At 66.4% G+C, this 26,923-nt stretch carries 19 protein-coding genes and 1 riboswitch; of the genes, 11 read left to right on the top strand and 8 right to left on the bottom strand.

All coding sequences use genetic code 11. From position 1 onward, the window contains the following. Position 1: 1 nt before the first annotated feature. The gene (gene hemN / locus E5554_RS22540; protein WP_210729784.1) at positions 2-1,309 is read left to right on the top strand and encodes an oxygen-independent coproporphyrinogen III oxidase; all 1,308 of its coding nucleotides are present in this window, start codon (positions 2-4) and stop codon (positions 1,307-1,309) included. Between the two features lie 42 nt (positions 1,310-1,351). Here hemN and E5554_RS22535 read toward each other — a convergent pair whose 3' ends face one another. Together E5554_RS22535 and E5554_RS22530 are read right to left on the bottom strand one after the other, a co-directional pair. Continuing rightward, positions 1,352-3,316 carry a TonB-dependent receptor gene (locus E5554_RS22535; protein ID WP_136188166.1) on the bottom strand — a complete coding sequence of 655 codons (1,965 nt, stop codon included), beginning with the start codon at positions 3,314-3,316 and terminating at the stop codon, positions 1,352-1,354. 192 nt (positions 3,317-3,508) lie between these two features. Beyond that, positions 3,509-4,438, bottom strand: a complete 930-nt coding sequence (locus E5554_RS22530) for a LysR family transcriptional regulator (RefSeq protein WP_247594338.1) — start codon at positions 4,436-4,438, stop codon at positions 3,509-3,511. Between the two features lie 322 nt (positions 4,439-4,760). Between E5554_RS22530 and E5554_RS22525 the strand changes: the two genes are divergently transcribed. Both E5554_RS22525 and E5554_RS22520 read left to right on the top strand, forming a co-directional pair. Then, positions 4,761-7,268, top strand: coding sequence for a TonB-dependent receptor (locus E5554_RS22525; protein ID WP_136188164.1), 2,508 nt, complete (start codon positions 4,761-4,763; stop codon positions 7,266-7,268). A gap of 92 nt (positions 7,269-7,360) precedes the next feature. Then, positions 7,361-7,564: a hypothetical protein gene (locus tag E5554_RS22520; RefSeq protein WP_010339662.1), complete on the top strand. Its 204-nt coding sequence runs from the start codon at positions 7,361-7,363 to the stop codon at positions 7,562-7,564. Here the strand turns inward: E5554_RS22520 and E5554_RS22515 are convergent. Both E5554_RS22515 and E5554_RS22510 read right to left on the bottom strand, forming a co-directional pair. After that, positions 7,561-9,954, bottom strand: a complete 2,394-nt coding sequence (locus E5554_RS22515; RefSeq protein WP_247594337.1) for a glycoside hydrolase family 2 TIM barrel-domain containing protein — start codon at positions 9,952-9,954, stop codon at positions 7,561-7,563. The genes E5554_RS22520 and E5554_RS22515 overlap by 4 nt on opposite strands. Before the next feature lie 632 nt (positions 9,955-10,586). After that, positions 10,587-10,967 (bottom strand): copper resistance protein CopC, encoded by a 381-nt coding sequence (locus E5554_RS22510; protein WP_136188162.1) that lies wholly within the window; start codon positions 10,965-10,967, stop codon positions 10,587-10,589. Positions 10,968-11,067: 100 nt separating this feature from the next. On the opposite strand from E5554_RS22510, the gene E5554_RS22505 reads away from it, so the two are divergent. The 8 genes from E5554_RS22505 to E5554_RS22470 all read left to right on the top strand — a co-directional run bounded on the left by E5554_RS22505 (position 11,068) and on the right by E5554_RS22470 (position 20,031). Beyond that, a complete protein-coding gene (locus E5554_RS22505) occupies positions 11,068-11,370 on the top strand; it encodes a hypothetical protein (RefSeq protein WP_136188161.1) in 303 nt (100 codons plus the stop codon). A gap of 2 nt (positions 11,371-11,372) precedes the next feature. Further along, positions 11,373-11,807 carry a periplasmic heavy metal sensor gene (locus tag E5554_RS22500; RefSeq protein ID WP_125997373.1) on the top strand — a complete coding sequence of 145 codons (435 nt, stop codon included), beginning with the start codon at positions 11,373-11,375 and terminating at the stop codon, positions 11,805-11,807. Continuing rightward, positions 11,804-12,379 carry an RNA polymerase sigma factor gene (locus E5554_RS22495; RefSeq protein WP_136188160.1) on the top strand — a complete coding sequence of 192 codons (576 nt, stop codon included), beginning with the start codon at positions 11,804-11,806 and terminating at the stop codon, positions 12,377-12,379. Before E5554_RS22500 ends, E5554_RS22495 begins: the two co-directional genes overlap by 4 nt. A gap of 6 nt (positions 12,380-12,385) precedes the next feature. Next, the gene (locus E5554_RS22490; RefSeq protein WP_136188159.1) at positions 12,386-14,125 is read left to right on the top strand and encodes a copper resistance system multicopper oxidase; all 1,740 of its coding nucleotides are present in this window, start codon (positions 12,386-12,388) and stop codon (positions 14,123-14,125) included. Next, a complete protein-coding gene (locus E5554_RS22485; RefSeq protein WP_136188158.1) occupies positions 14,122-14,994 on the top strand; it encodes a copper resistance protein B in 873 nt (290 codons plus the stop codon). The genes E5554_RS22490 and E5554_RS22485 overlap by 4 nt, the downstream gene beginning before the upstream one ends. Positions 14,995-15,056: 62 nt before the next feature. After that, a riboswitch (cobalamin riboswitch) is annotated at positions 15,057-15,302 on the top strand. Positions 15,303-15,491: 189 nt separating this feature from the next. Then, positions 15,492-17,480 (top strand): TonB-dependent receptor, encoded by a 1,989-nt coding sequence (locus tag E5554_RS22480; RefSeq protein ID WP_136188157.1) that lies wholly within the window; start codon positions 15,492-15,494, stop codon positions 17,478-17,480. 2 nt (positions 17,481-17,482) lie between these two features. Then, positions 17,483-18,982, top strand: coding sequence for a PepSY domain-containing protein (locus tag E5554_RS22475; protein WP_136188156.1), 1,500 nt, complete (start codon positions 17,483-17,485; stop codon positions 18,980-18,982). Beyond that, entirely contained in the window at positions 18,979-20,031 is a 1,053-nt protein-coding gene (locus tag E5554_RS22470; RefSeq protein WP_136188155.1) for a HoxN/HupN/NixA family nickel/cobalt transporter, read from the top strand. The genes E5554_RS22475 and E5554_RS22470 overlap by 4 nt, the downstream gene beginning before the upstream one ends. 51 nt (positions 20,032-20,082) lie before the next feature. On the opposite strand, the gene E5554_RS22465 is transcribed toward E5554_RS22470, so the two are convergent. The 4 genes from E5554_RS22465 to E5554_RS22450 are packed head-to-tail and all read right to left on the bottom strand — an operon-like array spanning position 20,083 to position 26,657. Beyond that, positions 20,083-20,829, bottom strand: a complete 747-nt coding sequence (locus E5554_RS22465; RefSeq protein WP_136188154.1) for an SDR family NAD(P)-dependent oxidoreductase — start codon at positions 20,827-20,829, stop codon at positions 20,083-20,085. Between the two features lie 39 nt (positions 20,830-20,868). Continuing rightward, positions 20,869-22,275, bottom strand: coding sequence for an efflux transporter outer membrane subunit (locus E5554_RS22460; protein ID WP_136188153.1), 1,407 nt, complete (start codon positions 22,273-22,275; stop codon positions 20,869-20,871). After that, positions 22,265-23,470 (bottom strand): efflux RND transporter periplasmic adaptor subunit, encoded by a 1,206-nt coding sequence (locus E5554_RS22455; protein WP_136188152.1) that lies wholly within the window; start codon positions 23,468-23,470, stop codon positions 22,265-22,267. Before E5554_RS22455 ends, E5554_RS22460 begins: the two co-directional genes overlap by 11 nt. Further along, the gene (locus E5554_RS22450; RefSeq protein WP_136188151.1) at positions 23,463-26,657 is read right to left on the bottom strand and encodes an efflux RND transporter permease subunit; all 3,195 of its coding nucleotides are present in this window, start codon (positions 26,655-26,657) and stop codon (positions 23,463-23,465) included. The genes E5554_RS22455 and E5554_RS22450 overlap by 8 nt, the downstream gene beginning before the upstream one ends. Positions 26,658-26,923: the final 266 nt, after the last annotated feature.

Here is a 26,923-nt window from a genome sequence, read left to right as displayed (position 1 = left end):
CATGTTCCGCTATCATCCCGACCTGCTCGCCGCGCCGGTGCCGCGCTACACCAGCTATCCCACTGCCGCCCAGTTCGGCGAGGATGTGGGCGCGGCCGACATGGCGCAGCGGCTGGACGCAATGCCGGCGGACGCGCGCCTGTCGCTCTATGTCCATATCCCCTATTGCCATGACATTTGCTGGTATTGCGGGTGCAACACCGGTGCGGCAACGCGGCCCCGGCGCCTGTCCGCCTATGTCGATGCGCTGGAGCGGGAAATGGCGCTGGTCTCGGCGCGGCTCGGTGGACGGGGCCGCGTCACCCATGTCGCCTTTGGCGGCGGCAGTCCCAATTCTCTGCCGCTGATCGACTGGGTCCGGCTCAATCATCAGTTGTTGCTCTGCTTCGACGCCAGCGCGGCGGCGATGGCGGTGGAACTGGACCCGCGCCGGATCGACCGGGCCTGGATCGACGCCATGGCCAAGGTCGGGGTGACGCGCGTCAATCTGGGGGTGCAGACCTTTGCCACCCATGTGCAGCAGCGGATCGGCCGGGTGCAGCCGGCCGAGACTGTGGCGATGGCGGTGGGCGCGCTGGCCCGTGCGCGCATCCAGGTGGGGTTCGACCTGATGTATGGCTTGCCGGGACAGAGCGAGGCGGATCTGGCGCAGACCCTGGAGGACAGCATTCGCCTGTCCCCCTCGCGCATTGCGCTGTTCGGCTATGCCCATATGCCGCGCCTGCTGCCGCGCCAGCGGCGGATCGATACGACCGAATTGCCGGGCGTCGAACAGCGCTTTGCGATGGCGAAGCTTGGCCATGCGATGCTGACGGCGGCCGGATATCAGGCGATCGGCTTTGATCATTTCGCGCTGCCCGACGATCCGCTGGCGGTGGCCGCCGCTGCCGGAAGGCTGCGCCGCAATTTCCAGGGCTTTACCGAGGATAACAGCGATGCGCTGATCGGCATGGGCGCGAGCGCGATCAGCCAGTTTCCCGACCTGATCGTCCAGAATGAGAAGAATGCCGGCGCCTATCGTGAAGCGCTGTCGGACCATCGGCTGCCCGCGGCCCGTGGGGTGCGGCGCAGTGCCGACGATCAGCGGCGGGGCGCGTTGATCGAACGGCTGCTGTGCGATGGCCGGGCGGCCTGTGGCGACCTTGCCGAACCGGGGCTGCTCGACCGGTTTGAGCGGATCGGCCTGCTCCGGCGGGAGGGGGACGAGTTGCTGCTGCAACCCGGCGCGGCGCCCTATGCCCGGTCGATCGCCGCCTGTTTCGACACCTATCTGCGCCCGGCCGAAACGCGCTTCAGCGTCGCGGTCTGATCGCCGGCCCTGCCTTCGCCGGGCCGGCGATCGCACGTCGGATCAGAAGCGCACGCCCACGCCCATCCAGACACGGGCCGGATCGATCAGATAGCCCGCCATGTCATAGTTGAGCCGCTTGTCGAGCAGGTTCTGCACCCCGGCATGGACGGTGAAGGCGGGCGTGATCTTGTAGGATGCGCCCATGTCCACCACCGTATAGTCGGGCGACACGATATTATTGCCGCTGATCTGCGCCTCGGTCACGGCTTCCTCGCCGCGATAGACGGCGCGCACGAAGGCGGAGAAGCGCTTGTCCGGGCGCCAGTTGAGCGAGGCGCTGGCCTGCTGCTTGGGCGTGTCGTTAAGTGCCGCGCCGATATTGGCGCCGCTCAGCTGTTCCGAATCCGTCAGCGTGCCGGTGGCGTTGAGCCGCAGCGTGTGGGTCAGCGGCACGTCGACCGAGACTTCGACGCCGCGCACCCGCGCTTTGTCGACATTGACATAGGTCGTGGGCGGACGGCCGATCGAGCTGAGCGGTTCATCGACGCACCAGGCCCCCGCCACTTCGCAGGTCACACGGGTGATCTTGTCGTTGAAGCGGGTGTCATAGGCAGTGACGCTGGCGTTGAAGCCATTCCGCGAGAAGAGCAGGGCAGCCTCGATCGTGCGGGAGGTTTCGGCTTCCAGGTCGGGATTGCCATAGATGGTGCCGCCACGGCTGGTCTGGCCCCAGTCGGGAATCGTCTGGCGCAGGCTCGGCGCGCGGAAGCCCTGCGAATAGCCGCCCTTCAGCGTCAGGGACGGGGTGATGTTCCACACCGCATAGACGCGCGGGGTCCAGTGGACACCATATTGTTCGTCATGGTCCATGCGGATGCCGCCGGTCAGCGCCAGCCCGTCGAGCAGCTTCAGCTCATTTTCGGCGAACAGCGCCCAGCTGGTGCGGGTGGTGCCGGTGGTGGTCGATCCCGACAAGAGGTTGCCGGTCAGGTCCGACAGATCCTCATAGCGATAGAAGCCGCCCACAGTCAGTGTGTTGGACGGCAGCGGGATCACCCACAGGCTCTGGCCGACGGTGTTCTTGATCCGCTTCTGCGCCTCGACATGTTCGGCATCCTCATATTGCAGATAGGATTCGGAACTGGCGAAGCCCCACTGGCCGCTATGGCTGATCGATGCGACCTTGCGCTTCTGGGTCTGGGTGGTTTCGGTGCCGAGCGGCGCGGTCGCCGACGTCTCGGTCGTCTCGCCGGCAACCTCGATCACCTTCTGCCGATAATAGCCGCCCTCCAGCAGGATCTGGTGGTTGGCGCTGAGGTTGAAGCCCAGCTTGCCGGCCAGGCTGTCATCATGCCGCTCGGGCGTGCCGCCGATTTCCGTGTCGCCCTCGCGCCGGTTCATCGATCCCTGCAATTGCAGGCCGATGCCGTCAGTGACCGGGCCGGACAGATAGAAATTGCCGTCGGTATAATTGCCGAAATTGTCCGCCAGCTGCATCGTGCCGTTGACGCGTGCGCTGCCGCGCCAATGGTCGCTGATCCGGCGGGTGATGATGTTGACGACGCCGCCCATCGCGTCCGATCCGTAGAGCGAGGACATGGGGCCACGCACCACCTCGATCCGTTCGATCGCTTCGAGCGGCGGCAGCAGGCCACCTTCGCTGACATTGCCGCCATTGGTGCGGGATTCACGCGACGACAGCCGCTTACCGTCGACCAGGATCAGCGTATATTGCGGCGCCATGCCGCGGATCGAGATGTCGCGGCTATTGCCTTCGCCCGGCGTGACGGTGACGCCGGGGATTTCCATCAGCGCATCGGTCACTTCGCGATAGGGCATGGCGTCCAGCGTCTCGCGGGTGATGACGCTGATCGAGGCGGGCGCGTCGCGCACCTCCTGTTCACGGCCGGCGGCGGTGACGACGATCTGGTTGGAATCCTGGTCGGCCTCGGCGGCCAGCGCCTGCTGTGCGCTGGTCAGCGCGACAAGGGCCGCGGTCGCCCGCAGCAGATGGATGGATGGCATGGAAATCCCCTGTTCTGGATAGACGGGCACCCGCCAGCCACCCGGCCGGACGGGTGCCGGAAATCAGTGGTGCGGGCCGGGCCCGATCGGTGGAACGAATATCATGGCGGGTTCATTTGCGATCGATTGTCAATTGCAAGTGGCCGTTGCCAGAAGCGCGGGGCGGCGCCAAATATCGATATCGGATAAGGCTTATGCGGCCTTGCTATGGGGCAGGGCTGCGTCGCTGCCGCAATGGTCGGCGAACATGTCGCACAGCCAGGCGATGGCCGGGTCGCGATGCGACCGCTCGTTCCACAGCAGCCGATAGCCGAAGGTGCCGACCAGGTTCGGCGCGGGCAGGCAGGCCAGGTCATGGGTCCGGGCGATCGCCTCGGCCGCGCGGGTCGGCAGCGTCATCAGCGCGTCCGATCCCCGGATCATGTGCGGCGCCGCCTGGAAATAGGGCAGGCGGGCGATCACCCGCCGGCGCGACGCCAGTGCGCCCAGGCGCAGTTCGATCCGGTCGAAGCCGCTGTCGCTGACGACGAAGCTGATATGCGGGCAGGACAGGAAGTCCTCGACCGACAGGGGCCGGTCGGTCGGATGCGCCGCCAGCTTGTGATGGCGATCGACGACGCAGCTGAACGTCTCGGTGAACAGGAACCGCTCATAGGTCTGGGCCGGATCGGGATCGAGCCCGCTGATGATGAGGTCGATCTCGCCTGCGGTCAGCCGCGCCACCATGTCGCCGGTCAAAGGCACGATGTCGATCGCCGCCAGCGGCGCCGCGCGGCCGATATGCGGCAGGGTCGGCGCGACCACGGCGGCGACGCCGAAATCGGTCGATGCGACGCGGAATCGGCGATCGAGCGTCGCCGGATCGAAACAGGGCGGTTCCAGCAGGCCGGCGGTCGTCGCCAGCCAGTCCTGGAGCGAGGGCGCCAGTTCCTCCGCCCGCCGGGTCAGTTCCATGCCGCCGGCGGTCCGCACCAGCAGCGGATCGCCCAGCAGGCTGCGCAACTGCGCCAGCGACCGGCTGACCGACGGTTGGCTGACGCCCAGTTGCTGCGCCGTGCGGGTGACGCTTTTCGTGCGCAGCAACAGGCCCAGTATCACCAGGCTGTTGAGATCGAAATGCACGCCGCCAAGCAAGAGAGACCGGTCCGTTCCTTAAGGATAATGCGGACCATTCTTAACTTCAGGGGTGATCAGGGTCCAGTCCCGTTGCATTTCCGGACTGTTGCGCGGCGCGATCGGCGCCGATTGACAGGCCCCTTCCTCCGGATTTATGAAATAATCTGTATCACATCTTCGTCGATCAAAAGTCTGTGCGCCTGCCATCATTGTGTCCGGGGCAACAGGTGCGACGATGATGAAGGGATGGGCGCCGTCTGTGCGGCGCTCGACGCCGTGACGGTCGACCCAGCATATAAGGGCCGCGCGGTCTGGATGGGAGGATGCCATGACACGCCGTTTCCGGACGTTGCTTTTCTGCGCCTGCGCGACTCTGCCCGCCCTGCCGATCGAGGCCCAGGCGCAGGATAAGGCGCAGGACAGGGCCAGCGTGACCCAGGACATCATCGTCACTGCCCGCCGGACCGAGGAACGGCTGCAGGACGTGCCGATCTCGATCACCGTGTTCAACCAGGAAGAACTGGCCAACCGCAATGTCGTCAATGCTCAGGATCTGGCCGCCTATACCCCCTCACTGTCCGCCAACGGCAATTTCGGCAGCGAAAATAGCAGTTTCGCCATCCGAGGCTTTGCCCAGGATATCGGCACCGCGCCATCGGTCGGCATCTATTTCGCTGATGTGGTCGCGCCGCGCGGCGCCTCCAACGGCCTGCCCTCGGGCGATGGCGCCGGGCCGGGCGCTTTTTTCGACCTTCAGAACGTCCAGATATTGAAGGGGCCACAGGGCACCCTGTTCGGCCGCAACACCACCGGCGGCGCGATCCTGCTGGTGCCGCAGAAACCGACCGACGAATTTTCCGGCTATGTCGAAGGATCGGTCGGCAATTATGACATGTGGCGCGGTCAGGCGGTGGTCAACGCGCCGCTCGGCGACCGGGCGCGGATGCGCATCGGCGTCGATCGGCAAAAGCGCGACGGCTATATGCGCAACGGCAGCGGCATCGGCCCCGACTGGTTCGGCGATGTCGATTATATCGCGCTGCGCGCCAGCCTGGTCGTCGATCTGACCCCCGATCTCGAAAACTACACCATCCTCTCCTACAGCGATTCCAGCAATAATGGCCCGATCCAGAAGCTGGTCGCGGCCACGCCGGAGGGGCTGGGTCAGCTCGCCTATGGCCAGTTGCTGCGCCAGGGTAGCGGTTTCTATGACGTCATGCAGTCACTGGAGGATCCCTATTCCAGGACCGAGCAATGGCAGCTGATCAACACCACCAGCTGGCAGGCGAGCGACACGCTGACGGTCAAGAATATCGTCAGCTATGCGCAGTTGAAGCAGCGCATGAACGCGCCGCTGTTCGGCACCGATTTCGTCGTCGATTTCGCCGCGATCAATCCCTTCCTCGCCGCGCTGGGCAGCTATCATCTGCCCTTCACCACGGTGACGTCGATTCCGGGCGGCTATACCGCCAACCAGTCGACCTTTACCGAGGAACTGCAATTGCAGGGGCGCTCGGGCGATGGCCGGCTCAACTGGCAGGCAGGGGCCTATCTGGAGGTCAGCGAACCGCTGGGCATGAGCGGCAGCCAGTCGCCCTTCCTCGCGTCCTGCACCGATTCCGCCACGCTGCAATGCAGTGATCCGATGGGCTTCCTGTCCAATCTCGATCCGACCATCCCGGATATCGCCAAGCCGATCCATGCCGGCACCGTCAATTATACGGCGGGGCGCACCAATTTCCACAATGTCGGCCTTTATGCGCAGGCGACCTATGCACTGACCGAGCAATTGAAACTGACCGGCGGCTTCCGCTACACCTGGGACCATTCGCGCAATGTCAGCGACCAGCGCACCTATATCGTCGCCTATCCGCCGCAATATGGCGCCTTCAATCCGGTCGCACCCTATCGCTGCACCAATCCGCAGGCGGCGGCGACCAATTGCGTGTCGCATTATTATCAATCATCGGAAAAGCCGACCTGGCTGGTCGACCTGGATTACAACCCGACCCAGGACATATTGCTCTACGCCAAATATGCGCGCGGCTATCGCGCGGGCACGATCGTCCCCAATATCACCGCGCCGCTCAACATCGTCGAGCCGGAGAAGGTGGACAGCTATGAGCTGGGCCTCAAGACCAGCTTTGGCGGCGCGCTGCGCGGCACCTTCAACCTGGCCGGCTTCTACAATGATTTTTCCAACCAGCAATTGCAGGTCGGCTTCAATGCGCGGCCGCTGTCGGGGCAGGCGTCCACAGCCGCGCCGGTCAATGCCGGCAAGTCGGAGATATGGGGGCTGGAGGCCGATGCCTCGCTCACCCCGTTCCAGGGACTGGTGCTGACCGGCGGCTACAGCTATCTGCGCACCAAGATCAAATCGGTGCCCGATTTCTCCAGCTTCAACGACCCCAATTATATCCTGGCCGCGCCGTTCCAGCCGGGCGATCCCGAAGTGCTGTCGCCGCGCCACAAGGTCACGGTCAGCGGCACCTACACCCTGCCGCTGGACGAGGAGAAGATCGGCCGCATCTCCTTCGGCGCGACCTTCACCCATCGTTCCTCGATGCTGGTCAACTATACCGACCGCACCAATCCCGATCCGTCGATCGCCGCGCTCAGCACGCTGGCGCCGCTCGATCTGCTGAACCTCAACGCCAGCTGGACCAATATCGCCGGCGCGCCCATCGACCTCAGCCTGTTCATGACCAATGTGACCAAAGAGAAATATTACAGCTTCATCGCCGGGCTGGGATCGCCCAGCGTCAATTTCGAGACGGCGACGCTGGGCGAACCGCAAATGTACGGCGCGCGCCTGCGCTTCCGCTTCGGGGGATGAACGGGCGCCGACGACCGCGAAAATTGATCCATGTCTAGGACGGCGCTTCCGGCGGCTGATAGGTTGCATGGCAATCAAGCGGAGTCGGTTCGATGGACGTGATCACGGATGCTGCCTATCTGTTTCGCCGGTCGCGCGACGAGACGCGCAAAGCCGACGAAGCCCGTGCGCGCGGCGACGCGGTGTGCGTGATTGCTGCGCACAATGAACTGGCGCTGCGCTACAAGGTCCGCGCCCTGTCGCTGTCCAGCGGCGCGGTTCCCTGCATCGACGCGACCGGGCGACGATCGGCCTAATCCTGTTCGCCCTGCAGGCTGATACGGCCGGGTTTCAGCCCCGGCGCGCTGACCTGTAGCGTGATTGCGCCCGGCTTGCCGGTGCCGCGCAGGAAGGCGACCGCCTTGCCGCCCACCGCCGCCCGCTGCGGCGAGGCAAAGGCGGTGTGATCGGTGACGCTGCCATTGTCGAAGGCGACGACGCGGCCCGGCCCCGACACTGTCGCGCTGAGCAGCGGCGTCGCGCCGGGCACCAGCACGCCTCTGGCGTCCACCACCTCGACCCGCACCGCGACGACATTGTCGAAGCCGCCGCCGACTGCCTTGGCCTCCGGCACCAGCCGAATTGCGGCGGGTGCGCCGGCGCTGCGCAGAATATCCTCCGCCACCTTTGCGCCGCCGCGATAGCCAACCGCGCGCAGTTCGCCCGGCGCATAGTCGACATCCCATGTGATCGCGCTGTCGTCCGCGTTGCGCGGCTTGCGCCCCAGTGACTTGCCGTTGAGGAACAGCTCGACCGCGTCGCTGTTGCTGTAGACCTCGACCTTTTCCTTGTGCGCGGCGCGATTGTCGGGCGACCAGTCGGCCAGCGCGCCCGGCCCCTTGGGCTGGGGCAGGGCGATGCCGACCATGGTTGGCATTTCGCTGATGTCGATCACCTCGGTCACGCGCCGGGCCAGCTTCACGACCGGTTTTTCCGACCACCAGCTCGCCCGTTCCCAGCCGATCGGCTTCACCCCGTCGACCCGGTCGACCAGGCCGGACGGGTTGCTGATCGCCGGCCAGCCGGCCCGGTCCGCCTCGCCCAGATAATCGACACCGGTCCACAGGAACATGCCGGCATAGGCCGGGTCGTCGCGCACCACGAGCCAGCTGGACCGGTTCTTGCTGTTCTCCGTGCCGATGATCTTGCGGCTGGGCTTGTCGGCATGCGCCTTGGCCAGTTCATTCTCGCGATAATTCTGGCCCACCACGTCCAGCAGGTCGGCGGTGCCATTGTCATAATCATGGGTGGTGTTGGGGCGGAACAACGCCATCGTCACCGGCCGGGTCGGATCCTCGGCATGGAAGATGTCCTGCAGGCGGGTGATGATCGACTGCGCCACCAGCGGATAGGGCGTGTCGTGAATCTCGTTGCCGATCGACCAGATGACGATGCTGGGATGATTACGATCGCGCCGCACGAAATCGCGCGCGTCGATCGACGACCAGTCGGTGAAATAGAGATGATAATCCTGCGGATTCTTCGCCACCGTCCACATGTCGAAGCCCTCGTTCATGACGATCAGGCCAAGCCGGTCGCACAGGTCGAGAAATTCGGGCGAGAAGGGGTGATGGGCGGTGCGCACCGCATTGACGCCCAGCGCCATCAGCCCCTTGAGCCGCCGTTCATAGACGGCGAGTGGCACCGCCATGCCGAACGGCCCGCCATCGGCATGGATCGCCACGCCCTTCAGCTTGATGTTGCGGCCATTCAGCCAGAAGCCGCTCGCCGCCTCGAACCGGGCATCGCGAATGCCGAAGGGGACGCGCTCCTCATAGAGCAGGCGTCCGTCGGTCGCGCGGACACGCAGCAGCGCCTGGTGCATCGCCGGATCGCCAATGTCCCAGCGGCGTGGATCGGCGATCGTGCCGCTGACATCCATTTGCGTCGCGCGGCCGGCGGGCAGGCTGATGCTCTGGCCGGTGAAGGTCGCGATGCTGCGGCCGTCCGGCCCCTCGATCACCGCCTCCAGCCGCGCCTCGACCGGGGCACTGCCCTGGTTCATCACGCTGCTGCCGATGGTCAGGTCCGCGCTCTTCGCGTCCAGCTTTGCGACCCGCACGGTGCTGCCCCATGTTTCGGCATGGACATCGCCCAGCGTGAGGATGCGGACATGGCGATAGATGCCGCCGCCCGCATACCAGCGCGACGCGGGCTGGGCGGAGGTGTCGGCACGCACCGCCAGTATATTCTCCTGCCCGGCGGGTTTGAGATGCTGGGTGATCTCGTAGCGGAAGCTGGCATAGCCGCTTGGCCGATGACCGACATGCTGGCCGTTGATCCATACGCCCGACCGCTCCATCACGCCGTCGAATTCGACGAAGACGCGCTGGCCGGCGCTGGCAGGCGGCAGGGTGAAATGCTTGCGATACCAGGCGACGCCGGTGGGCAGGAAGCCGCCCGATCCGGTCGCGGGCGCATGTTCGTCGAACGGCCCGGCGATCGCCCAGTCATGCGGCAGGTCGACCGGCTGCCAGTCTGCATCGGCAAAGCCGGGCTGTTCCGCGGTCGCGACATCGCCCTGATGGAAGCGCCAGCCCGCATCGAAATTCTGCGCGCCGGTCGGCTGGGCAAAAGTGGGGGCGGGCAGGGCGATCAATAGCGCCAGCGCCAGGCCGGCGGCACCCCGCCCGATCATCCTGCGCATCCGTGCGTTCCATCCTGTCGCCATATCGGCCCCCTCTCCAGAATATGTCCACTATGTGGCGCTATGGCGCCCTATGTGGGTATATGGCTACAGGAGTGGCGGGCCGATGCCAAGCGGCTTTGCTGCCCCTGCGGAACGGGCGGTGACGCGACAGTCAAATCTCCTACGAAGTTCACAGTGTCGTGCGCGGATTCGGTCGAAATGCACCGCAAACGCCCCCATGACGCGCCTGCCACGCGACAGCGACGCGTCGGTCGGATCATGATGCGGGTCATCCCGACGCGTCGCCGACGCGACATCCAGGCGACAGGGAAGCGACAGATTTGCGCCGCTGATGCACGTGAACGCGGGAGGCGTGGAGGAGGCGGACCATCCCACAGGATAGATCAGAGAAAGGCCGAGTAGGAAAGCGGGTGGCCGGAAGCGATCAGAAGCTGACGTTTCCTACTCCCCTCCCTTCCAGGGAGGGGCCGGGGGTGGGTGCGCCGCGTAGCGGCGGTCTACGGTCGATAGGGCAGAAACTCGCTGCGCTCGCAACCCACCCCAACCCCTCCCTGGAAGGGAGGGGCTATGTCTTGTTTCCACCCATTTCGGACCTGAAGGGGCTCGTTGAGCCGGGTACTTGTCCCCCCTCAGCGCACCTTGAAACCATATGTGCCGCTGACCGGCTGATGATCGTTGCCCATCACCGTCCATTGAAGATCATAGCTGCCGGTTGGGAGGGCGCGGGGCAGGGTGATGACCAGGCCCTTGCCATCGGCGGCCGGGGCGGTGGTGAAGCCCTTGATCGGCATCGGCGGATGATCGGCCATGCCCGGCATGCCGGTCATGGTGAGCGTGATGCTGCTATGATCGGCCTGCAGCGCTTCGGTAAAGCTCAGAGTCAGCCGGGTCGGCTTGGCGACGCTGGCATTGGCGGCGGGGTTGGCCGCAACGAGCTGCGGCTTGGCGAAGGCGGCGCCGGGCAGGGCGGTCAGCACAAGGGCAGCAGCGATCAGGGGCAGGCGGGGCATGGCAAACTCCGGAAAAATGCGCGTCTTGCAGGGGAATACGCATTGTCCTGTCGCATCCCTCACGCGCCGCGCTATTTTGTTCGAGGGATGGGCCGGCCGGATGCGTATCGTCAGGCAGGACATGAAGGACGGGACGATGGACGATCTGGATGACATGCTGGCCGGGTTGCGCGACGCGCCGGCGACGGCGCGCTTCGACGGGCTGGAGGCGGCGGTGATGCAGGGGCTGGACCGCCGCCGCGAACGCAGCGTCGCGCGGCGCAGCCTGATGCTGGCCGGCGTGATGGCGATCGGCATCGGCTGGATCGGCAGCGCCGTGCCCGCGCAGCCGGCGCAGGCCGCGCCCGGCCCGCTGCTGATCGGCATGTCCGACTATGCGCCCTCGCGCCTGCTGGAGCGATAGGCATGGGCAAACGCTATTGGCTGGTGGCGCTGGTCGCCTTTGCCGCGGCGCTGGCCGCCGTGCTGGTCGCGCGTATCTGGCTGGCGCCCGCGCCGCCGGTGGAGAATGAGGTCCATGCCCTGCTCCACGATCGGCTGACCCTGGACGCCGGCCAGAAGCAGCGCATCGCCGATCTGGAAGCCGCCTTCGCCCAGCGCAAGGCGGCGCTCGACGCGGAAATGCGCGCTGACAATCAGCGCCTTGCCGCGGCGATCGCCGCCGAACATGGCTATGGCCCGCGCGTGGCCCAGGCGGTCGACCGGTCGCACCAGGCGATGGGGGAATTGCAGAAGGAAACATTGAAGCACATCTTCGCGATGCGCGGCGTGCTGCGCCCCGATCAGGCCGCGCTGTTCGACGCGGCGGTGGTCAAGGCGCTGACCCAGCCTGTCGGGTGACGGCCGACGATCCCGATGATGCCACGCTGGCGGCGCAGGCGCTGGCCGGGCGGCAGGCGGCCTATGGCGCGCTGATGCGGCGGCACCGCGATGCCGTCTATCGGCTGGCGCGCGGCCATGTCGGCGATGCCGACGCGGCAATGGACATCGTGCAGGAAAGCTTCGTCGCCGCCTTTGCCGCGCTCGCCCGCTATGACGGACGCCGGCCCTTTCGCGGCTGGATCGCGCGGATCACGATCAACAAATGCCATGACTGGGCCCGCCGCCGCGCGGTGCGTCGCTTCTTCAGCTTCGCCCGGCCGATCGAGGATGCCGCCCATGTCGCCGACGCGGCGCCCGACCCCGAACAGGCGGCCCAGTCCCGCGCCGGCGTCGCCCGGATCGAGGCGGCCGTGGCGGCACTGCCGATGGCGCTGCGCGAGGTGGTTTTGCTGCGCGGGATCGAGGGCATGAGCCAGGCCGAGGTCGCGCAGATATTGGGCGTCACCGAAAAGACCGTGGAAACCCGTCTCTACCGCGCCCGCAGGCAATTGCAGGACAGGTTGAGGGAAAGCGACGGCGCGCGCGTATAGAGCAGCATGACCGACCTGCCTTCCCTCCCTCTCGACCGCCGCAGCCTGATCCGGGGTGGCGCCGCGCTTGCATTGGCGCAGGCGCTGCCCGGCTGGGCCGCCACCGGCACGCAGGACGCGGCGCAGGGCGCGCTGTCGGGCGAGACGATCGCGCTCAGCATCGGCGACGGGCATTTTGCGACCAGCGGCCGATCGGCCCATGCGATCAGCGTCAATGGCGGCACGCCGGCACCGCTCCTCCGCCTGCGCGAGGGGCAGAGTGTCAACATCGCCGTCACCAACCGGCTGAAGGAGGATAGCTCGATCCACTGGCACGGGCTGATCCTGCCCTTCCAGATGGATGGCGTGCCGGGTATCAGCTTCCCCGGTATCGCGCCAGGCGAGACCTTCATCTATCGCTTTCCGGTGCGGCAGGCGGGCACCTACTGGTATCACAGCCATTCGGGCATGCAGGAGGCGATGGGGCTTTACGGGCCGATCATCATCGATCCCGCTGGCCCCGATCCGGTGGCCTATGACCGGGAGCATGTGATCCTGCTCGCCGACTGGAGCCCGGTTCATCCGCACAGGCTGCTGCAACGGCTCAAGCAGATGGGCGGCTATTACAACATGCAGCGCCAGACGCTGGCCGGGTTGCTGGCGGGGAAGGATCAGGGCCTCAAGGACCGGATCGACTGGGGCGCGATGCGCATGGACCCGACCGATATTTCCGACGTCACCGGCGCCACCTACAGTTATCTGGTGAACGGCATGGGCACAGCCGAAAACTGGACCGGCCTGTTCGCGCCGGGCGAGCGGGTGCGGCTGCGCATCATCAACGCATCGGCGATGACCAATTTCAATGTTCGCCTGCCCGGCCTGCCGATGAGCGTCGTTCAGTGCGACGGGCAGGATGTGCAGCCGGTCGAGACCGACGAGTTCCAGATCGGCATTGCCGAAACTTATGATGTGATCGTCCAGCCCGGCGAAGCGAAGCCCTATGCCCTGATTGCCGAGGCGATCGACCGGTCGGGCCTGGTTCGCGCCACCTTGGCGCCGCAGCTCGGCATGGTCGCGCCCGTGCCGGCCCGGCGCGCCCGGCCGCTGCTGGGCATGAAGGATATGGGCATGGACATGGGCGGCATGGATATGGGCCATGGCGGCGTGATCGACCTCAGCCAGCCGGCCAATGACGCCATGAGCGGGCATAGCATGAAGATGCGCGACAAGTCGGTCGCGCCGGGCGTGAAAATGGGGCCGGGCGTCGCCACCCTGTCGCCGATGCCGGCCGATCGCACCGCTGACAGGCCGACGGGGCTGGAGGATGTCGACCATCGCGTGCTGACCTATGCCGATCTGCGGTCGCTGACACCGAACACGGACCTGCGCACGCCGACCCGGTCGCTCGACATCCACCTGACCGCGAACATGGAACGCTATATGTGGTCGTTCGATGGGGTGAAGCTGTCGGAAGGGGCCGAGCCGATCGCCTTCCGCCATAGGGAACGGGTGCGCGTGACGCTCATCAACGACACGATGATGCCGCACCCCATCCATCTGCATGGTCATTTCTTCGAACTGGTGACCGGCGAGGCGACGCATAATCCGCGCAAGCATACGGTGAATGTGCTGCCGGGCGGCAAGGTCAGCTTCGACCTCACCGCCGATGCGCTGGGCGACTGGGCGTTCCACTGCCATATGCTGATGCACATGCATGCCGGGATGATGCGGGTGGTGACGGTCCGCCATGGGGAGGACGCGGCATGAGGCTGCTCGCGCTCCTGCTGCTCGCCGCCGCCGTGCCGGTGCAGGCCCAGACTGTCGATCACAGCCAAATGGATCATGGGGCAATGGGGCATGCCCAGAATCCAATGGCGCCGGCTGCCGACGCCGCCATCCCGCAAGGCACGCCGCCGCCGGTGCCGACCGATCATGCCGCCGACGCGCTCTATGACCCCGCCGCCATGGCCCGCGCCCGCGCGGCGATGATCGCGGAAGGGGGCGGCATGACCTATTCGCAATGGATGCTCGATCGGCTGGAATATCTCGCCGGCAAGGGCGCTGATGGCTATGCCTGGGAAGGCGAGGGCTGGATCGGCGGCGACATCAACCGCTTCGCGGTCAAGAGCGAGGGTGAAGGGAGGTTCGGCGGATCGCTCGAACGGGCCGAGGTTCAGGCGCTCTACAGCCGGGCGATCGACCCCTGGTTCAACCTGCAGGCGGGCGTGCGGCAGGATTTCGGCGAAGGGCCGGACCGCAGCTATGCGGTGATCGGCATCGACGGCCTGGCGCCTTACTGGTTCGAGGTCGGGGCCGAAGCCTTCCTGTCGACCAGGGGCGACGCCCATTTGCGGTTGGAGGCGAGCTATGACCAGCGCATCACCCAGCGGCTGATCCTGCAGCCCGCCGCCGAGTTCAACCTGGCGGCCCAGGACGTGCCCGAATTGGGAATCGGCGCCGGCCCGTCCGATATCGAGCTGGGGCTGCGGCTGCGCTACGAGATCGCCCGCGAATTCGCGCCCTATGTCGGCATCAATTGGGAGCGCAAGCTGGGCGACACGGCCGACCATGCCCGTGCCGCCGGCGATAAGCCATCCGCCACCAGCCTGGTGATCGGCCTGCGCGCCTGGTTTTGAGACCGGCTTGCAGCCCGCCTGATATTCGATTATCGATCCCGCCGATCCCGCGCCGTAGGGCCTGGGATCATGATCGCGCCGGTGTCCCGAAAGGGGCTTAATAGGGAACACGGTACGGATGGTTCGCCATCCCAAGCCGAGGCTGTCCCTGCAACTGTAAGCGGTGAGCGCGATGCATATGTGCGGACGGCAGAATGACCGATCCGCCAGCCACTGGGCCGGACGCTAAATCCTGCGAGGCCTGGGAAGGCCGTGCATCAAGCGATGACCCGTGAGCCAGGAGACCTGCCGGCGTCTGGTCGCTCTTGCCTTGGTCCAGGGGATGGCCGCGGCACGGTAACTTCCGTCTGAGCGACGAACGAGCGGCTGGGGCCGCTGCGACGACGCGCGTCGGTTGCCCTTGGGCGCCCGGCCGGCGCGTGTGTCGGACGTTCGCGCGCGTGCCGCTCGTGAAGGTTGCCCCCGCCCGTCGAACGCGGCGCCGGATGGGGGAATATATGAAGTCTATCACTGTTTCGCGGGCCGCCCTGGCCCTTTCGCTTGCTATCGCGTCGCCGGCTTTCGCCGATGAAGGGGAGGGCGACAGCATCGTCGTCACCGGCACCAGCCTGGAAGAGACGCTGCCGCAGCAGCTGTCGCGCTATGGCCATGCGATCGAGATCGTCACCGACACGCAGATCCGCGATGCCGCCGCGATCGACACCGCCCGCGCGCTCGAAGCGGTGCCGGGCCTGTTCATCCGCTCGCAGTCCGGACCGTTCAGCTATGTCGACATCGCGTTGCAGGGATCGCGCACCAAGGATGTGCTGTGGACGATGGACGGCATCCGCCTCAACAATCGCCTCTATGGCGGCACCTCGCCCAACGACACCATGGCCGCCAGCATGATCGAGCGGATCGAGGTGCTGAAAGGCGGCGAAAGCCTGTTCTACGGCACCCAGGCGGCGGCCGGCGTCATCAATGTCGTTACCCGCGATTTCAGCGACGATCTGGGCGGCCAGATCAATGCCAGCCTCGACAGCTTCGCCGGCACCAGCCTGGATGGCTATGTGCGCGGCGCGATCGGCCAGCATCGCTTCGTGGTCTGGGCCAATCGCAGCCAGTCGGACGGCTACCGCCCCTATGACGTGATGCAGCCCAGCGCCACCGATCGCGCCCGCGGCTATGATCTCTGGTCGGCGGGCATCAAATATCAATATGATATCGCGCCGGACCTGCGCCTCAACGCGCTCTACCAGCATACCAAGGCCGATCTCGACAATATCAGCGCGACCCGGACCAAACAGAGCCGCAACGACCGGAATGAGGAAGTGGCCAGCCTGCGCCTCGACTATACCGGCGAGGATGGCGTGCAATTCTTCCTCAAGGGCTATTTCCACGACTGGAAGACTGCCTATGTCCAGATCCGCAACCCCGTGCCCGCCGGGCCGCCGCAGGTCATCTACCCGGCCGGCACCTTCTGGGGCTATCAGGATTATGGCGGCAGCGCGGTGGTGCAGCTCAACATGCTGCGCGGCATCGACACGCTGATCGGCTATGATTTCCAGAGCTTCAATGGCCGCGACGACGTCCTGCTGATCGCGCCGACCGATGAACAGGTCCATGCCGGCATCTTCCAGCTGCGCACCAATGACGAATTGTCGAGCAAGGGACGGATCGCCGCGGGCCTGCGCTACAACAAGGCGAAGGGATCGGAAAAGACGATCTGGAACGTCTCGGGCCGTTATGATGTCAGCGACGCGCTGTTCGTGGAGGCCAATGGCGGCACCTCGTTCGTGCTGCCCGACGCCTCGCAGCTTTATGGCAATGATCCCTGTTGCGAGGTTGGCAACCCGAACCTGAAGCCGGAGGAAAGCCTGAACCTCAACGCCGCGCTCGGCGGCGCGCTGGCCGGCGGCGCGATCCGCTGGAAGGCGACCTATTTCAACCGGCGCATCATCGACCTGATCGACACGACCTATGACGATCCCGCCTTTCCCGACGGCACCTATATCAACGTTCGCGACAAGGTGCGGGCCAGGGGTGCCGAGCTGGAGCTGAACGCCGACCTGACCGGCGGCTGGGGCCTGTCGGCCAGCTACACCTGGTCGCGCGTCCGAAATCAGGGCAGTTCGGTGCAGCGGGATCGCAATCCGGAACAATATGGCCGCGCCGCGATCGTCTATGCGCCGGAAACGGGCCGCTTCGGCGCCAATCTGTCGGCCAATTGGGTGGGCGATGTCTGGTCGACCGCATCGGGTTTTGGCCGGATGAACTATGGCAATTATGCCGTGGTCGATGCGGGCGCGCATCTGTGGCTGGATCAGGCGCGGCGCAACCGGTTCGGCATCAATGTCGAAAATCTGTTCGACCGTGATTACGCCTCCACCGGCTATCGCTCGGCGGTTAGCGATGCAGGGGTATTGGACGGCAGCAACAGCCGCTTCCTCTACTTCTACCGGGGCGTGCCGCGCACGCTGCGGGTCAGCTATGGCCTGAGCTTCTGACCATGTTGCGGCCGGTCCTGCTGCTGCATCGCTGGCTGGGCATCATCATCGGCGCCGTCATGACGCTGTGGTGCCTGTCCGGCTTCGTGATGCTCTATGTCGACTATCCGCGCCTGACACCGGCCGCACAGCTTGGGGGGCTTGCGCCTCTCACCCTGTCGGCCGGGCAAGCGGGCACGCTGCCCGATACCATGGCGCTGTCCGCCGCCCGGATCGAGATGATGGCCGGGCGGCCCCTGTTGCGGGTGACGCCGGCGCTCGATCCGACGCGGACCATCCCGCAGATGCGGGTGTCCGTCGGCACCCATGACTGGGCGTCGGGGAAACCGGTCGAGCAGGTCGATCCGCAAAATATCCACAGGATCGCGATCGAGTTCGGCCGCAACAGCGCCATTGCCGGCCCGGTCGGGCAGGTCGCCCAGACGGAGATGGACCAGTGGACGGTCCAGACCTTTCGCCGCAATGCGCCGCTCTACCGTGTCGATTATGCCGATGCGGCCGGGACGCAGGCCTATGTCTCGGGCAGGAGCGGGGAGGTGGTGCAGCTGACCACCCGTTTCCAGCGCTTCTGGGGCTGGCTCGGCGCGGTGCCGCACTGGCTCTATCCCACCATCCTGCGGCAGGATGGCGCGCTGTGGAGCCAGGTCGTCATCTGGACCTCGCTGATCGGCTGCTTCCTGACGATCACCGGCCTGTGGGTCGGCATCGCCCGGCTGCGCCGCCGCCGCGACGGCAGCATCGGATCGCCCTATCGCGGCCTGTGGTGGTGGCACCATATGGCCGGGCTGTTCTTCGGCATCCTGACGCTGACCTGGGTGGCGAGCGGGCTGCTGTCGATGAACCCCTGGGGGCTGCTGGACAGCGAGGCGATGATGACGCAGCGCCAGCGGCTGAACGGCGACTTCGCCTGGGGCGATGCGCGCCGGGCGATCGCGGCGCTGTCCGCCTTGCCGCAAGGCACCGTCCGGCTGGAGGCGGTCCCCTTTGCCGATGCCGTCCATCTGGTGGCGATTGATCGGGCTGGCAAGGCACAGCGCTTCGACACCAACGGCCGACCCGACGCCCTGTCCGAAGCGGGCCTGCGCGCCGCATTGCATGATGGCCCACCGATCGCCTCGCTCGACCTGCTGCGCCAGGAAGACGCTTATTATTATGGTCACAAGGCCAGCGTCGCCCTGCCGGTGTGGCGCGTCATCCTGGCCGATGACCAGGCGACACGCCTCTATGTCGATCCGGCATCGGGCCGCCTGATCCGCGCCTTCGACCGCAATGGCCGCGCCTTCCGCTGGCTGCAGGACGGGCTGCACCGGCTCGATTTCCCGTGGCTTCGCACCCGTCCCTGGTGGGACATCATCGTCCTGCCGCTGCTCGCCATGGTCACGTTGGTCTGCGGCACCGGCACATGGATGGGCCTTTCCAAGCTGCGGCGCGACCTGCGCCGTGTCCGCAATCGCCGGCGGCGCGCCCGCGCCCTACGGCCCCTGATCGGAGAAACCGCATGACCGCCACCCCTTCACAGGCGTCGCTTCGGCGGCGTAGCGTGCCGCTGATCGCGGCGCTCGTTATTGCCAATCTGGCCGTCTGGGGCTGGGCCTTCGCCCTGTTCGGCGACCGGCCGGTGATGATGGGCACGGCCCTGCTCGCCTGGGGCCTTGGCCTGCGCCATGCGGTCGATGCCGATCATATCGCCGCGATCGATAATGTGACGCGCAAGCTGATGCAGGATGGGCAGCGGCCGCTGACCGTGGGCCTGTGGTTCGCGATCGGCCATAGCGCGATCGTGCTGATCGCCGCGCTGGGCCTCGCCTATGCGGTCAGTGCGCTGGCCGGGCTGGAGCGGTTCCGTGCCGCCGGCGGCGTGGTGGCGACGCTGATTTCCGCCACCTTCCTGTTCGCCATCGCGATCATGAACCTCGTGATCCTGCGCCAGGTCTGGACGACCTTCCGCCGGGTGCAGGCGGGCGGCACCTATGTCGAGGCGGATCTCGACATGCTGACCGGCGGGCGCGGGCCGCTGTCGCGCCTGTTCCGTCCGGTCTTCCGCCTGATCTCGCGCCCCTGGCAGATGGCGCCGCTCGGCTTCCTCTTTGGCCTGGGCTTCGACACCGCGACCGAAGTGGCGATATTGGGCCTCTCCGCCGCGCAGGCGAGCGACGGCTTTGCGCTCGGCCCGGTGCTGGTGCTGCCCCTGCTGTTCGCGGCGGGCATGGCGCTGGTCGATACGGTCGACGGCATGCTGATGATGGGCGCCTATCAATGGGCGTTCGTGAAGCCGCTGCGCAAGCTCTACTACAACATCGTCATCACCGCCCTGTCGGCGGCGGTGGCGATCGGCATCGGCACGATCGAGACGCTGGCGCTGCTCGGCGACAAGCTGGGCCTCTCCGGCGGCATCTGGGATGTCGCCGCCACGCTGGGCGAGCATTTCAACGATCTGGGCTTCGCGATCATCGGCCTGTTCATCGCCTGCTGGATCGCCAGCGCGCTCTTCTATCGCTGGAAGGGCTATGACGCGATCGAACTGACCCCGGCGGGCGAGGTGCGGGCCTAGCCTATTCCGTTCGGGCTGAGCTTCGGTTTCGCCCAGCCCGAACGGCAGTTTTTACCCCTCGCGCGCGACCTGGAAGCCGGCGAAGGACTGGCTGACCGGCATCAGTTCCAGCGTGTTGATGTTGAGATGCGCGGGCTGGTTCGCGACCCACAGCAGGGTGGCGGCGATATCCTCCGCAGTCATCGGATTGGCATTGCCGTAAAGGGTGTCGGACGCCTGCTGGCTGCCGGTGCGGACCAGGGTGAATTCGGTCTCGACCATGCCCGGCTCGATCGAGGTGACGTGCACGCCGGTGCCGTGCAGGTCCGACCGCAGGCCGAGCGAGAATTGGCGCACGAACGCCTTGGTGCCGCCATAGACATTGCCGCCGGTGTAGGGATAGGTCGCCGCGACCGAACTCAGATTGATGATCCCGCCCTTGCGCGCGACGAGGCCCGGCAACAGCTTGTGGGTGACGGTGACGAGGCCGGTGATGTTGGTCTCGATCATCTGCTGCCACTGGGCGAGGTCGGCCGACTGGGCCGGCGCAGTGCCGAGCGCCAGGCCGGCATTGTTGACCAGCATGTCGATCGCGCGGAAGGCTTCGGGCAGGCTGGCCAGCGCCGCATCGATCGCGGCTTCATCGCGCATGTCGAACACCAGCGGGCAGAAGGCGTCACCGATTTCGGCGGCCAGCTTTTCCAGCCGATCGGCGCGACGGCCGGTGCCGATCACCTGCCAGCCATCGGCGGCAAAGGCGCGGACGGCGGCTTCGCCGATGCCGGCGGTCGCGCCGGTGATGAGGACGGTCTTGGTCATGGGGCGCTCCTGTCTTTTGTCGTCAGCCCAATAGCGAGATCAGGCGGCCCCGCCCAGCGCCTTCACCAGCGCGACGCTGGCGCGCATCCGCTGGGTCTGAGCGATCAGCACCGCGCGCTGGGCGTCAAGCGCGTCGGTCTGGGCCGTCACCACCTCCAGATAGTCCGACGCGCCATCGCGATAGCGGGTCAGTGCCAGATCGCTGGTGCGCTGCGCGGCGTCGGCGGCGCTGCGCTGATGGCCGATCTGGTCGGACAGGTGATGATTGGCGGCAACCGCATCCTCGACCTGGCGGAAGGCGGTCAGCACCGTGTCGCGATAGCCGGCAGCCAGTTCCTCATACTCCGCGCGCGACATCTTCACCTGCGCGCGGCGCTTGCCGCCGTCGAACAGGTTGAGCAGTGCTGATGCCGGGCCCAGGCCCCAGAAGCTGTTGGGCGCGCTGAACAGGTCGCCATGGGTGGTTTCCCAGCCGCCGGTCAGGCCCAGCGTCAGCGTCGGGAAGAAGGCCGCCTTGGCGACGCCGATGCGCGCATTGGCGGCGAACATGCGCCGTTCGGCCGCCGCGATGTCGGGCCGGCGTTCCAGCAGTTGCGAGGGCGCGCCGGTCGGCACGTCCGGCGCGGCGAGCGGCTGGGTGCGGGCGGCGATGCTGAAGTCCGACGCGATCGCGCCGACCAGCGCGGCGATCTCATGCTCGGTCGCGGCGCGTTCATTGGCGATGGCGGAGATGTCCGCCTTCGCATTGTCCAGCACCGTCTTGGCGCGATTGACGTCGATGCCCGACGACACGCCGCCCTTGTGGCGCCGGTCGGTCAGGTCATAGGCCTTGCCGAAGGCTTCGACCGTCTGGTGCAGCAGTTCCGCCTGTGCATCCAGCCCGCGCAGCCGCGCATAGGCGTCGGCGACCGCCGCCTGCAGGCTGAGCCTGGCGGAGGCGAGATCGGCATTGCTGGCGTCGGCATCGGCCCGCGCCGCCTTCACGCTGTTGCGGATGCGGCCCCACAGGTCGAGCTCATAGTCGAGGCTGCCGCCTACCACATAGTCATTATAGGTAACGGCGCTGCCATTGCCCTGGAATCGGTTGCCCGACACGCGGCGGCGGCTGGCATCGGCGCCGGCACTGATTTGCGGGAACAGGTCGGCATTTTCCACCCGTGCGGCGGCGCGCGCCTGGTCGTAGCGGGCGAGCGCGGCAGCCAAGGTCGGGCTGGCCTGCTCGGCGCGGGTTTCCAGGTCATTGAGGACGGGATCGTTGAACGCTTCCCACCAATTGCCGCGCGGCGTCGCGTCGGCCGGCTGGGCGGCGGTCCAGCCCGCCACTTCCTTATATTCGGCGGGGGCGCTGGTCTGGGGCGGCTGATAGGCCGGCGCCATCGAGCAGCCGGCCAGCAAGACCGCAGCCAATGTCATGCCCGCGCCGCCGATCCGGCGGTCAGCGCGCATGCGTCGCGCCCTTTCCGCCGGCGGGCGCCGACGCCTGCACCTTCACCGTGTCGCCGGTGCGGATCGCGTCCGGCGGGGTGTCGACGATCCGGTCATTGGGGCTGAGGCCGCTGGCGATCTGCACCGTGGCGCCCTCGTCACGGGCGATGGCGACCGGCTTCATGGTGATGCGATTGTCAGCACCCACCACGGCGACGCTCGGGCCGTTGTTGCTGTAGAGGATCGCGCTGCCCGGCAGGGTCATGCCATTGCCCTGGCCGGCACTGACCTTGAAGCTGACCTGGGCGAAGGCGCCGGGCTTCAGCGCGCCGTCGGGATTTTCCGCCTGCAACTGGACCAGCACCGCGCCCGACTGCGCATCGACCGCGCCGGAACTGCTGGTCAGGGTCGCGTTGAAGCTGCGGCCGGGATATTCGGGCAGGGTCAGGGTCGCGCCCATGCCCGGACGGACCGAGGCCGAATAGCCCTGCGGCACGCGGACATAGATGCGCATGCGGTGGATGTCGGACACGGTGAACAGCGGCTGGGCGGCGGCATTGCCGGATACGACCAGCGCGCCGATCTGGGCCGAACGGCTGGTGACGACGCCGTCGAACGGCGCGGCGAGGCGGGTGAAGCCCTGCTGGGCCTTCAGTCGCTTGACGTTGGCGAGCGCCGCGTTGGAAACGGCGGTGCGGGCGGCGAGATCGCCGGCTTTCTCGTCCGCCTCCTGCCGCGAGACGGCGTCCTGCGCCAGCATCGCGCTCCAGCGCTTCGAGGTGGTTTCGGCGAGGCGCTGGTTGGCCAGTGCGGTCTGATAATCGGCCTGCGCGGCAGCAACCTGCTGGTCGAGATCGGGCGCGTCGAGCACGGCGAGCGGCTGGCCCGCGCGCACCCGGTCGCCGATATCGGCCAGCCAGCGGCGGACATAGCCATTGGTGCGGGCATAGATGGCGGCGCTGTTATAGGCCTGCACATTGCCGGGCAGGACCAGGTCATTGCCCTCGCCATTCATCGTCGGCTTCACCACCGCGACGGTCGGCACCGATGCGTCGGCGGCGGTTTCGCGCAGTTCGTTGGTGGCGCTGATGCGCGAAGCGACGCCCACGCCGACCACGGCGAGCGCGACCACCGCCGCGCCGATGCCGATCTTCTTCAGCGTGCCGCTGTCGGGGCCGGCCTGCTCGGGATTTTCGATGCTGTTATGGTCAGACATGGCTCGGCTGCATTTCCATGTTGTTGGCCTTCGCAGCCTTGCGGCTATGGACGAAGGCGAAGACGGTGGGGACGAAGAAGAGGGTGGCGATGGTGGCGCAGATCAGGCCGCCGACGACGGCGCGGCCCAGCGGGGCATTTTGTTCGCCGCCTTCGCCCAGGCCCAGGGCCATGGGGCCCATGCCGATGATCATGGCGAGCGCGGTCATCAGCACCGGTCGGAAGCGGACCATGCCGGCTTCCAGAGCGGCCTTGGTCGCGTCGCCCAGTTCGGCGAGCCGTTCGCGGGCGAAGCTGACGACCAGGATCGAGTTGGCGGTCGCCACGCCCATGCACATGATCGCGCCGGTCAGCGCCGGCACCGACAAAGTGGTGCCGGTCATGAACAGCATCCAGATGATGCCGGCCAGCGCCGCGGGCAGGGCGGTGATGATGACGAACGGGTCGACCCAGCTCTGGAAGTTGACGACGATCAGCAGGTAGATGAGTATGATCGCACCGGCGAGGCCGAAGCCAAGGCCCGAGAAGGCGGTGTTCATCGTCGCATATTGGCCGCGAATGGTGATGGTGGCGCCCTTCGGCTCCTCCGCCTTCAGCGACTTGATCGCCCGATCGATGTCGCCCGCCACCGCGCCCAGGTCACGGCCCTGGGTGGTGGCGAAGATGTCGAGCACCGGCGCGATATTATAGTGCGACACGACCGGCACGGTGTTGGAGCGGACGATGGTGGCCAGGCCGCCCAGCGGCTGCACCGCGCTGGCGCCCGCACCCGACACCGGCACGTTGGACAGGTCGCTCATCGATCCGACCAGATATTCGGGGGCCTGCGCGACGACCGGATATTGGACGCCGTTCTGCGGGTTCACGAAGAAGACCGGTGCGGTCTGCGAGGTGCCGGCCAGCGAGCTGGCAAGGCTGGTGGTCACGTCGCGTTCGGTCAGGCCATATTGGCCGACGCGCGAGCGATCGACATCGACGTCCAACTGCGGCGCACGGCCGGGCTGCTGGATGCGGGCGTCGGCCAGGCCCGGAATGGTCGTGATCTTCGCCAGCAGCTTCTGCGCATAGGCGCGGTTCGCCTCCGCATCCTTGCCCGCGATCTGGATATCGATCGGCGCGGGCGCGCCGAAGTTCAGGATCTGGCTGGTGATGTCGGCGGGCAGGAAGGCGAAGGTCGTGCCGGGGAAGCGGCGCGGCAGTTCGCGGCGCAGCTGCGAGACGAACTCGTCGGTCGGACGATGACCCTTGTTGAGCGCGATCAGCAAGTCGCCGTCCTGCGGACCGATGGTGCCGCTATTGTTGTAGACGGTGTTGATGGAGCTGACCGGCAGGCCGATATTGTCGGTGATCGATCCCAGCTGGTCGGCCGGGATGATCTTGCGCACTTCGCGTCCGATCTGGTCGAAGCGGGCGGCCGTATCCTCGATCCGGGCGCCGACCGGCACGCGGATATGCATGGCGATCTGGCCGGAATCGACCGACGGGAAGAAGTTGCTGCCCAGGAACGGCAGCAGGCCGAAGGACAGGACGACGACCGCCATGAAGCCGATCAGGAAGGGCTTGCGGGCGCCCAGGGCGCGGTGAAGCATCCCGACATAGGAGGTGCGGACCTTCTCGAACCGATATTCGAAGCCGCGCTGGAAGCGGACGAGCGGGTTCCTCGACGTCGCCGTTCCGGCCAGATGCTCGTCCTCGTCACCGACATGGTGCGGTTTCAGCAGATACATCGCCATGGTCGGCACCAGCGTGCGCGACAGGATGAAGGACGCGATCATCGCGAACACCACCGACAGCGCCATCGGCACGAACAGGAAGCCGGCGACGCCGGGCAGGAAGAACATCGGCACGAACACGATGCAGATGCAGAGCAGCGAGACGAAGGCCGGCGTCACGATCTGTGCCGCGCCGTCCAGGATCGCCTCGATCACGCCCTTGCCCTGTTCCAGGTGCCAGTTGATATTCTCGATCGTCACGGTCGCGTCGTCGACCAGGATGCCGACCGCCAGCGCGAGGCCGCCCAGCGTCATGACGTTGAGGGTCTGGCCGAACATCGCCAGCGCCGCGATCGCCGCCAGAATGGCGAGCGGGATCGACAGCGCGATGATGACGGTCGAGCGCCAGCTGCCCAGGAACAGCAGGATCATCAGCGAGGTGAGCGCGGCGGCGATCGCGCCTTCATGGATGACGCCCTCGACCGCGGCCTTCACGAACAGCGACTGGTCGCCGATCGGCAGGATCTTGAGCGTGTCGGGCAGGGTAGCCGAAATCTTCGGCAGCGCCTGCTTCACGCCGTCGACGATGGCGAGGGTGGAGGTGCTGCCATTTTTGAGCACGGTCAGCAGTGCCGAACGGCTGCCTTCCACATGGACGATATTCTGCTGCGGACCGGCGCCGTCGCGGACATAGGCGACGTCGCGCATGTAGATGGTTGCGCCGTTCACCACCTTGACCGGCAGGTCGTTGAGCGCGGCGATCGATTCCGGCGCGTTGTTCAGGCGGACGCTATATTGGGTCGCGCCGATCTTGACGAAGCCGGCCGGGTTGATCTGGTTCTGCGCGGCGATGGCGTTGCCGACATCCTGCGCCGACAGGCCCTTTGACTGGAGCGCCAGAGGATTGAGGTCGATCTGCACCTGGCGCTGCTTGCCGCCCGAGGGGAAGGGCATGGCGAGGCCGGGGATGGTCACGAGCTGCGGCCGGATCTGGTTCTGGCCAAGGTCGAACAATTGCTGTTCCGACAGGCCTTTGCCCGACAAAGCGAGCTGCAGGATCGGCACCGTCGACGCGCTATAGTTCAGGATCAGCGGCGGGGTGACGCCCGGCGGCATCTGGCGTAGCACGGTTTGCGAGATCGACGTCACCTGCGCGGTGGCGGTGCGGATGTCGGCGCCGGGCTGGAAATAGATCTTGATGACGCCAATGCCCTGCAGCGACTGGCTTTCAATATGTTCGATGTCGTTGACCGTGGTGGTCAGCACGCGCTCATAGGGGCCGACGATGCGGCCCGACATGTCCTCGGGCGACAGGCCGGCATATTGGAAGGCGACCGCGATCACCGGGATGCGGATATTGGGGAACATGTCGACCGGGGTGCGCGCGGCGGACAGGATGCCCACGATCGCGATCAGGATCGCCATGACAATGAAGGTCAGCGGGCGATGCAGGGCAACCTTGACGATACCGATCATTCACGACTCCCGGCGCATCTCCCGGCGGAACGATGCCGGGGTGCGAAAATTTGGCGCCTCTCCAGAAGGAATGCCCTTATTTTACGGGTTCTGCAGCCGGGTTGCCAGAGCGGCATGGCGGCATGAGCCTATGAACGGCATTCATGAATGTGACGGCAATCCGCTGGTCGGCCGCAATATGGCACGCGCAGCGGGATCGGGGGCGAATCCGCGCACAATGCCATGGGACGATGAGGACCACCGCCACATCCGCGATGGGCCATGCG

The sequence above is a fragment of the Sphingobium sp. PAMC28499 genome (assembly GCF_004795815.1).
Lineage (GTDB): Bacteria > Pseudomonadota > Alphaproteobacteria > Sphingomonadales > Sphingomonadaceae > Sphingobium > Sphingobium yanoikuyae.
The sequence above is the reverse complement of the archived record's forward strand: the minus strand, read 5'-3'. Positions and strand labels throughout refer to the sequence as shown.

Coding starts and splice junctions, on each gene's coding strand:
- hemN (WP_210729784.1), top strand. CDS start 2: ATGTTCCGCTATCATCCCGACCTGCTCGCCGCGCCGGTGCCGCGCTAC.
- E5554_RS22535 (WP_136188166.1), bottom strand. CDS start 3,316: ATGCCATCCATCCATCTGCTGCGGGCGACCGCGGCCCTTGTCGCGCTG.
- E5554_RS22525 (WP_136188164.1), top strand. CDS start 4,761: ATGACACGCCGTTTCCGGACGTTGCTTTTCTGCGCCTGCGCGACTCTG.
- E5554_RS22520 (WP_010339662.1), top strand. CDS start 7,361: ATGGACGTGATCACGGATGCTGCCTATCTGTTTCGCCGGTCGCGCGAC.
- E5554_RS22515 (WP_247594337.1), bottom strand. CDS start 9,954: ATGCGCAGGATGATCGGGCGGGGTGCCGCCGGCCTGGCGCTGGCGCTA.
- E5554_RS22510 (WP_136188162.1), bottom strand. CDS start 10,967: ATGCCCCGCCTGCCCCTGATCGCTGCTGCCCTTGTGCTGACCGCCCTG.
- E5554_RS22505 (WP_136188161.1), top strand. CDS start 11,068: ATGCGTATCGTCAGGCAGGACATGAAGGACGGGACGATGGACGATCTG.
- E5554_RS22500 (WP_125997373.1), top strand. CDS start 11,373: ATGGGCAAACGCTATTGGCTGGTGGCGCTGGTCGCCTTTGCCGCGGCG.
- E5554_RS22490 (WP_136188159.1), top strand. CDS start 12,386: ATGACCGACCTGCCTTCCCTCCCTCTCGACCGCCGCAGCCTGATCCGG.
- E5554_RS22485 (WP_136188158.1), top strand. CDS start 14,122: ATGAGGCTGCTCGCGCTCCTGCTGCTCGCCGCCGCCGTGCCGGTGCAG.
- E5554_RS22480 (WP_136188157.1), top strand. CDS start 15,492: ATGAAGTCTATCACTGTTTCGCGGGCCGCCCTGGCCCTTTCGCTTGCT.
- E5554_RS22475 (WP_136188156.1), top strand. CDS start 17,483: ATGTTGCGGCCGGTCCTGCTGCTGCATCGCTGGCTGGGCATCATCATC.
- E5554_RS22470 (WP_136188155.1), top strand. CDS start 18,979: ATGACCGCCACCCCTTCACAGGCGTCGCTTCGGCGGCGTAGCGTGCCG.
- E5554_RS22465 (WP_136188154.1), bottom strand. CDS start 20,829: ATGACCAAGACCGTCCTCATCACCGGCGCGACCGCCGGCATCGGCGAA.
- E5554_RS22460 (WP_136188153.1), bottom strand. CDS start 22,275: ATGCGCGCTGACCGCCGGATCGGCGGCGCGGGCATGACATTGGCTGCG.
- E5554_RS22455 (WP_136188152.1), bottom strand. CDS start 23,470: ATGTCTGACCATAACAGCATCGAAAATCCCGAGCAGGCCGGCCCCGAC.
- E5554_RS22450 (WP_136188151.1), bottom strand. CDS start 26,657: ATGATCGGTATCGTCAAGGTTGCCCTGCATCGCCCGCTGACCTTCATT.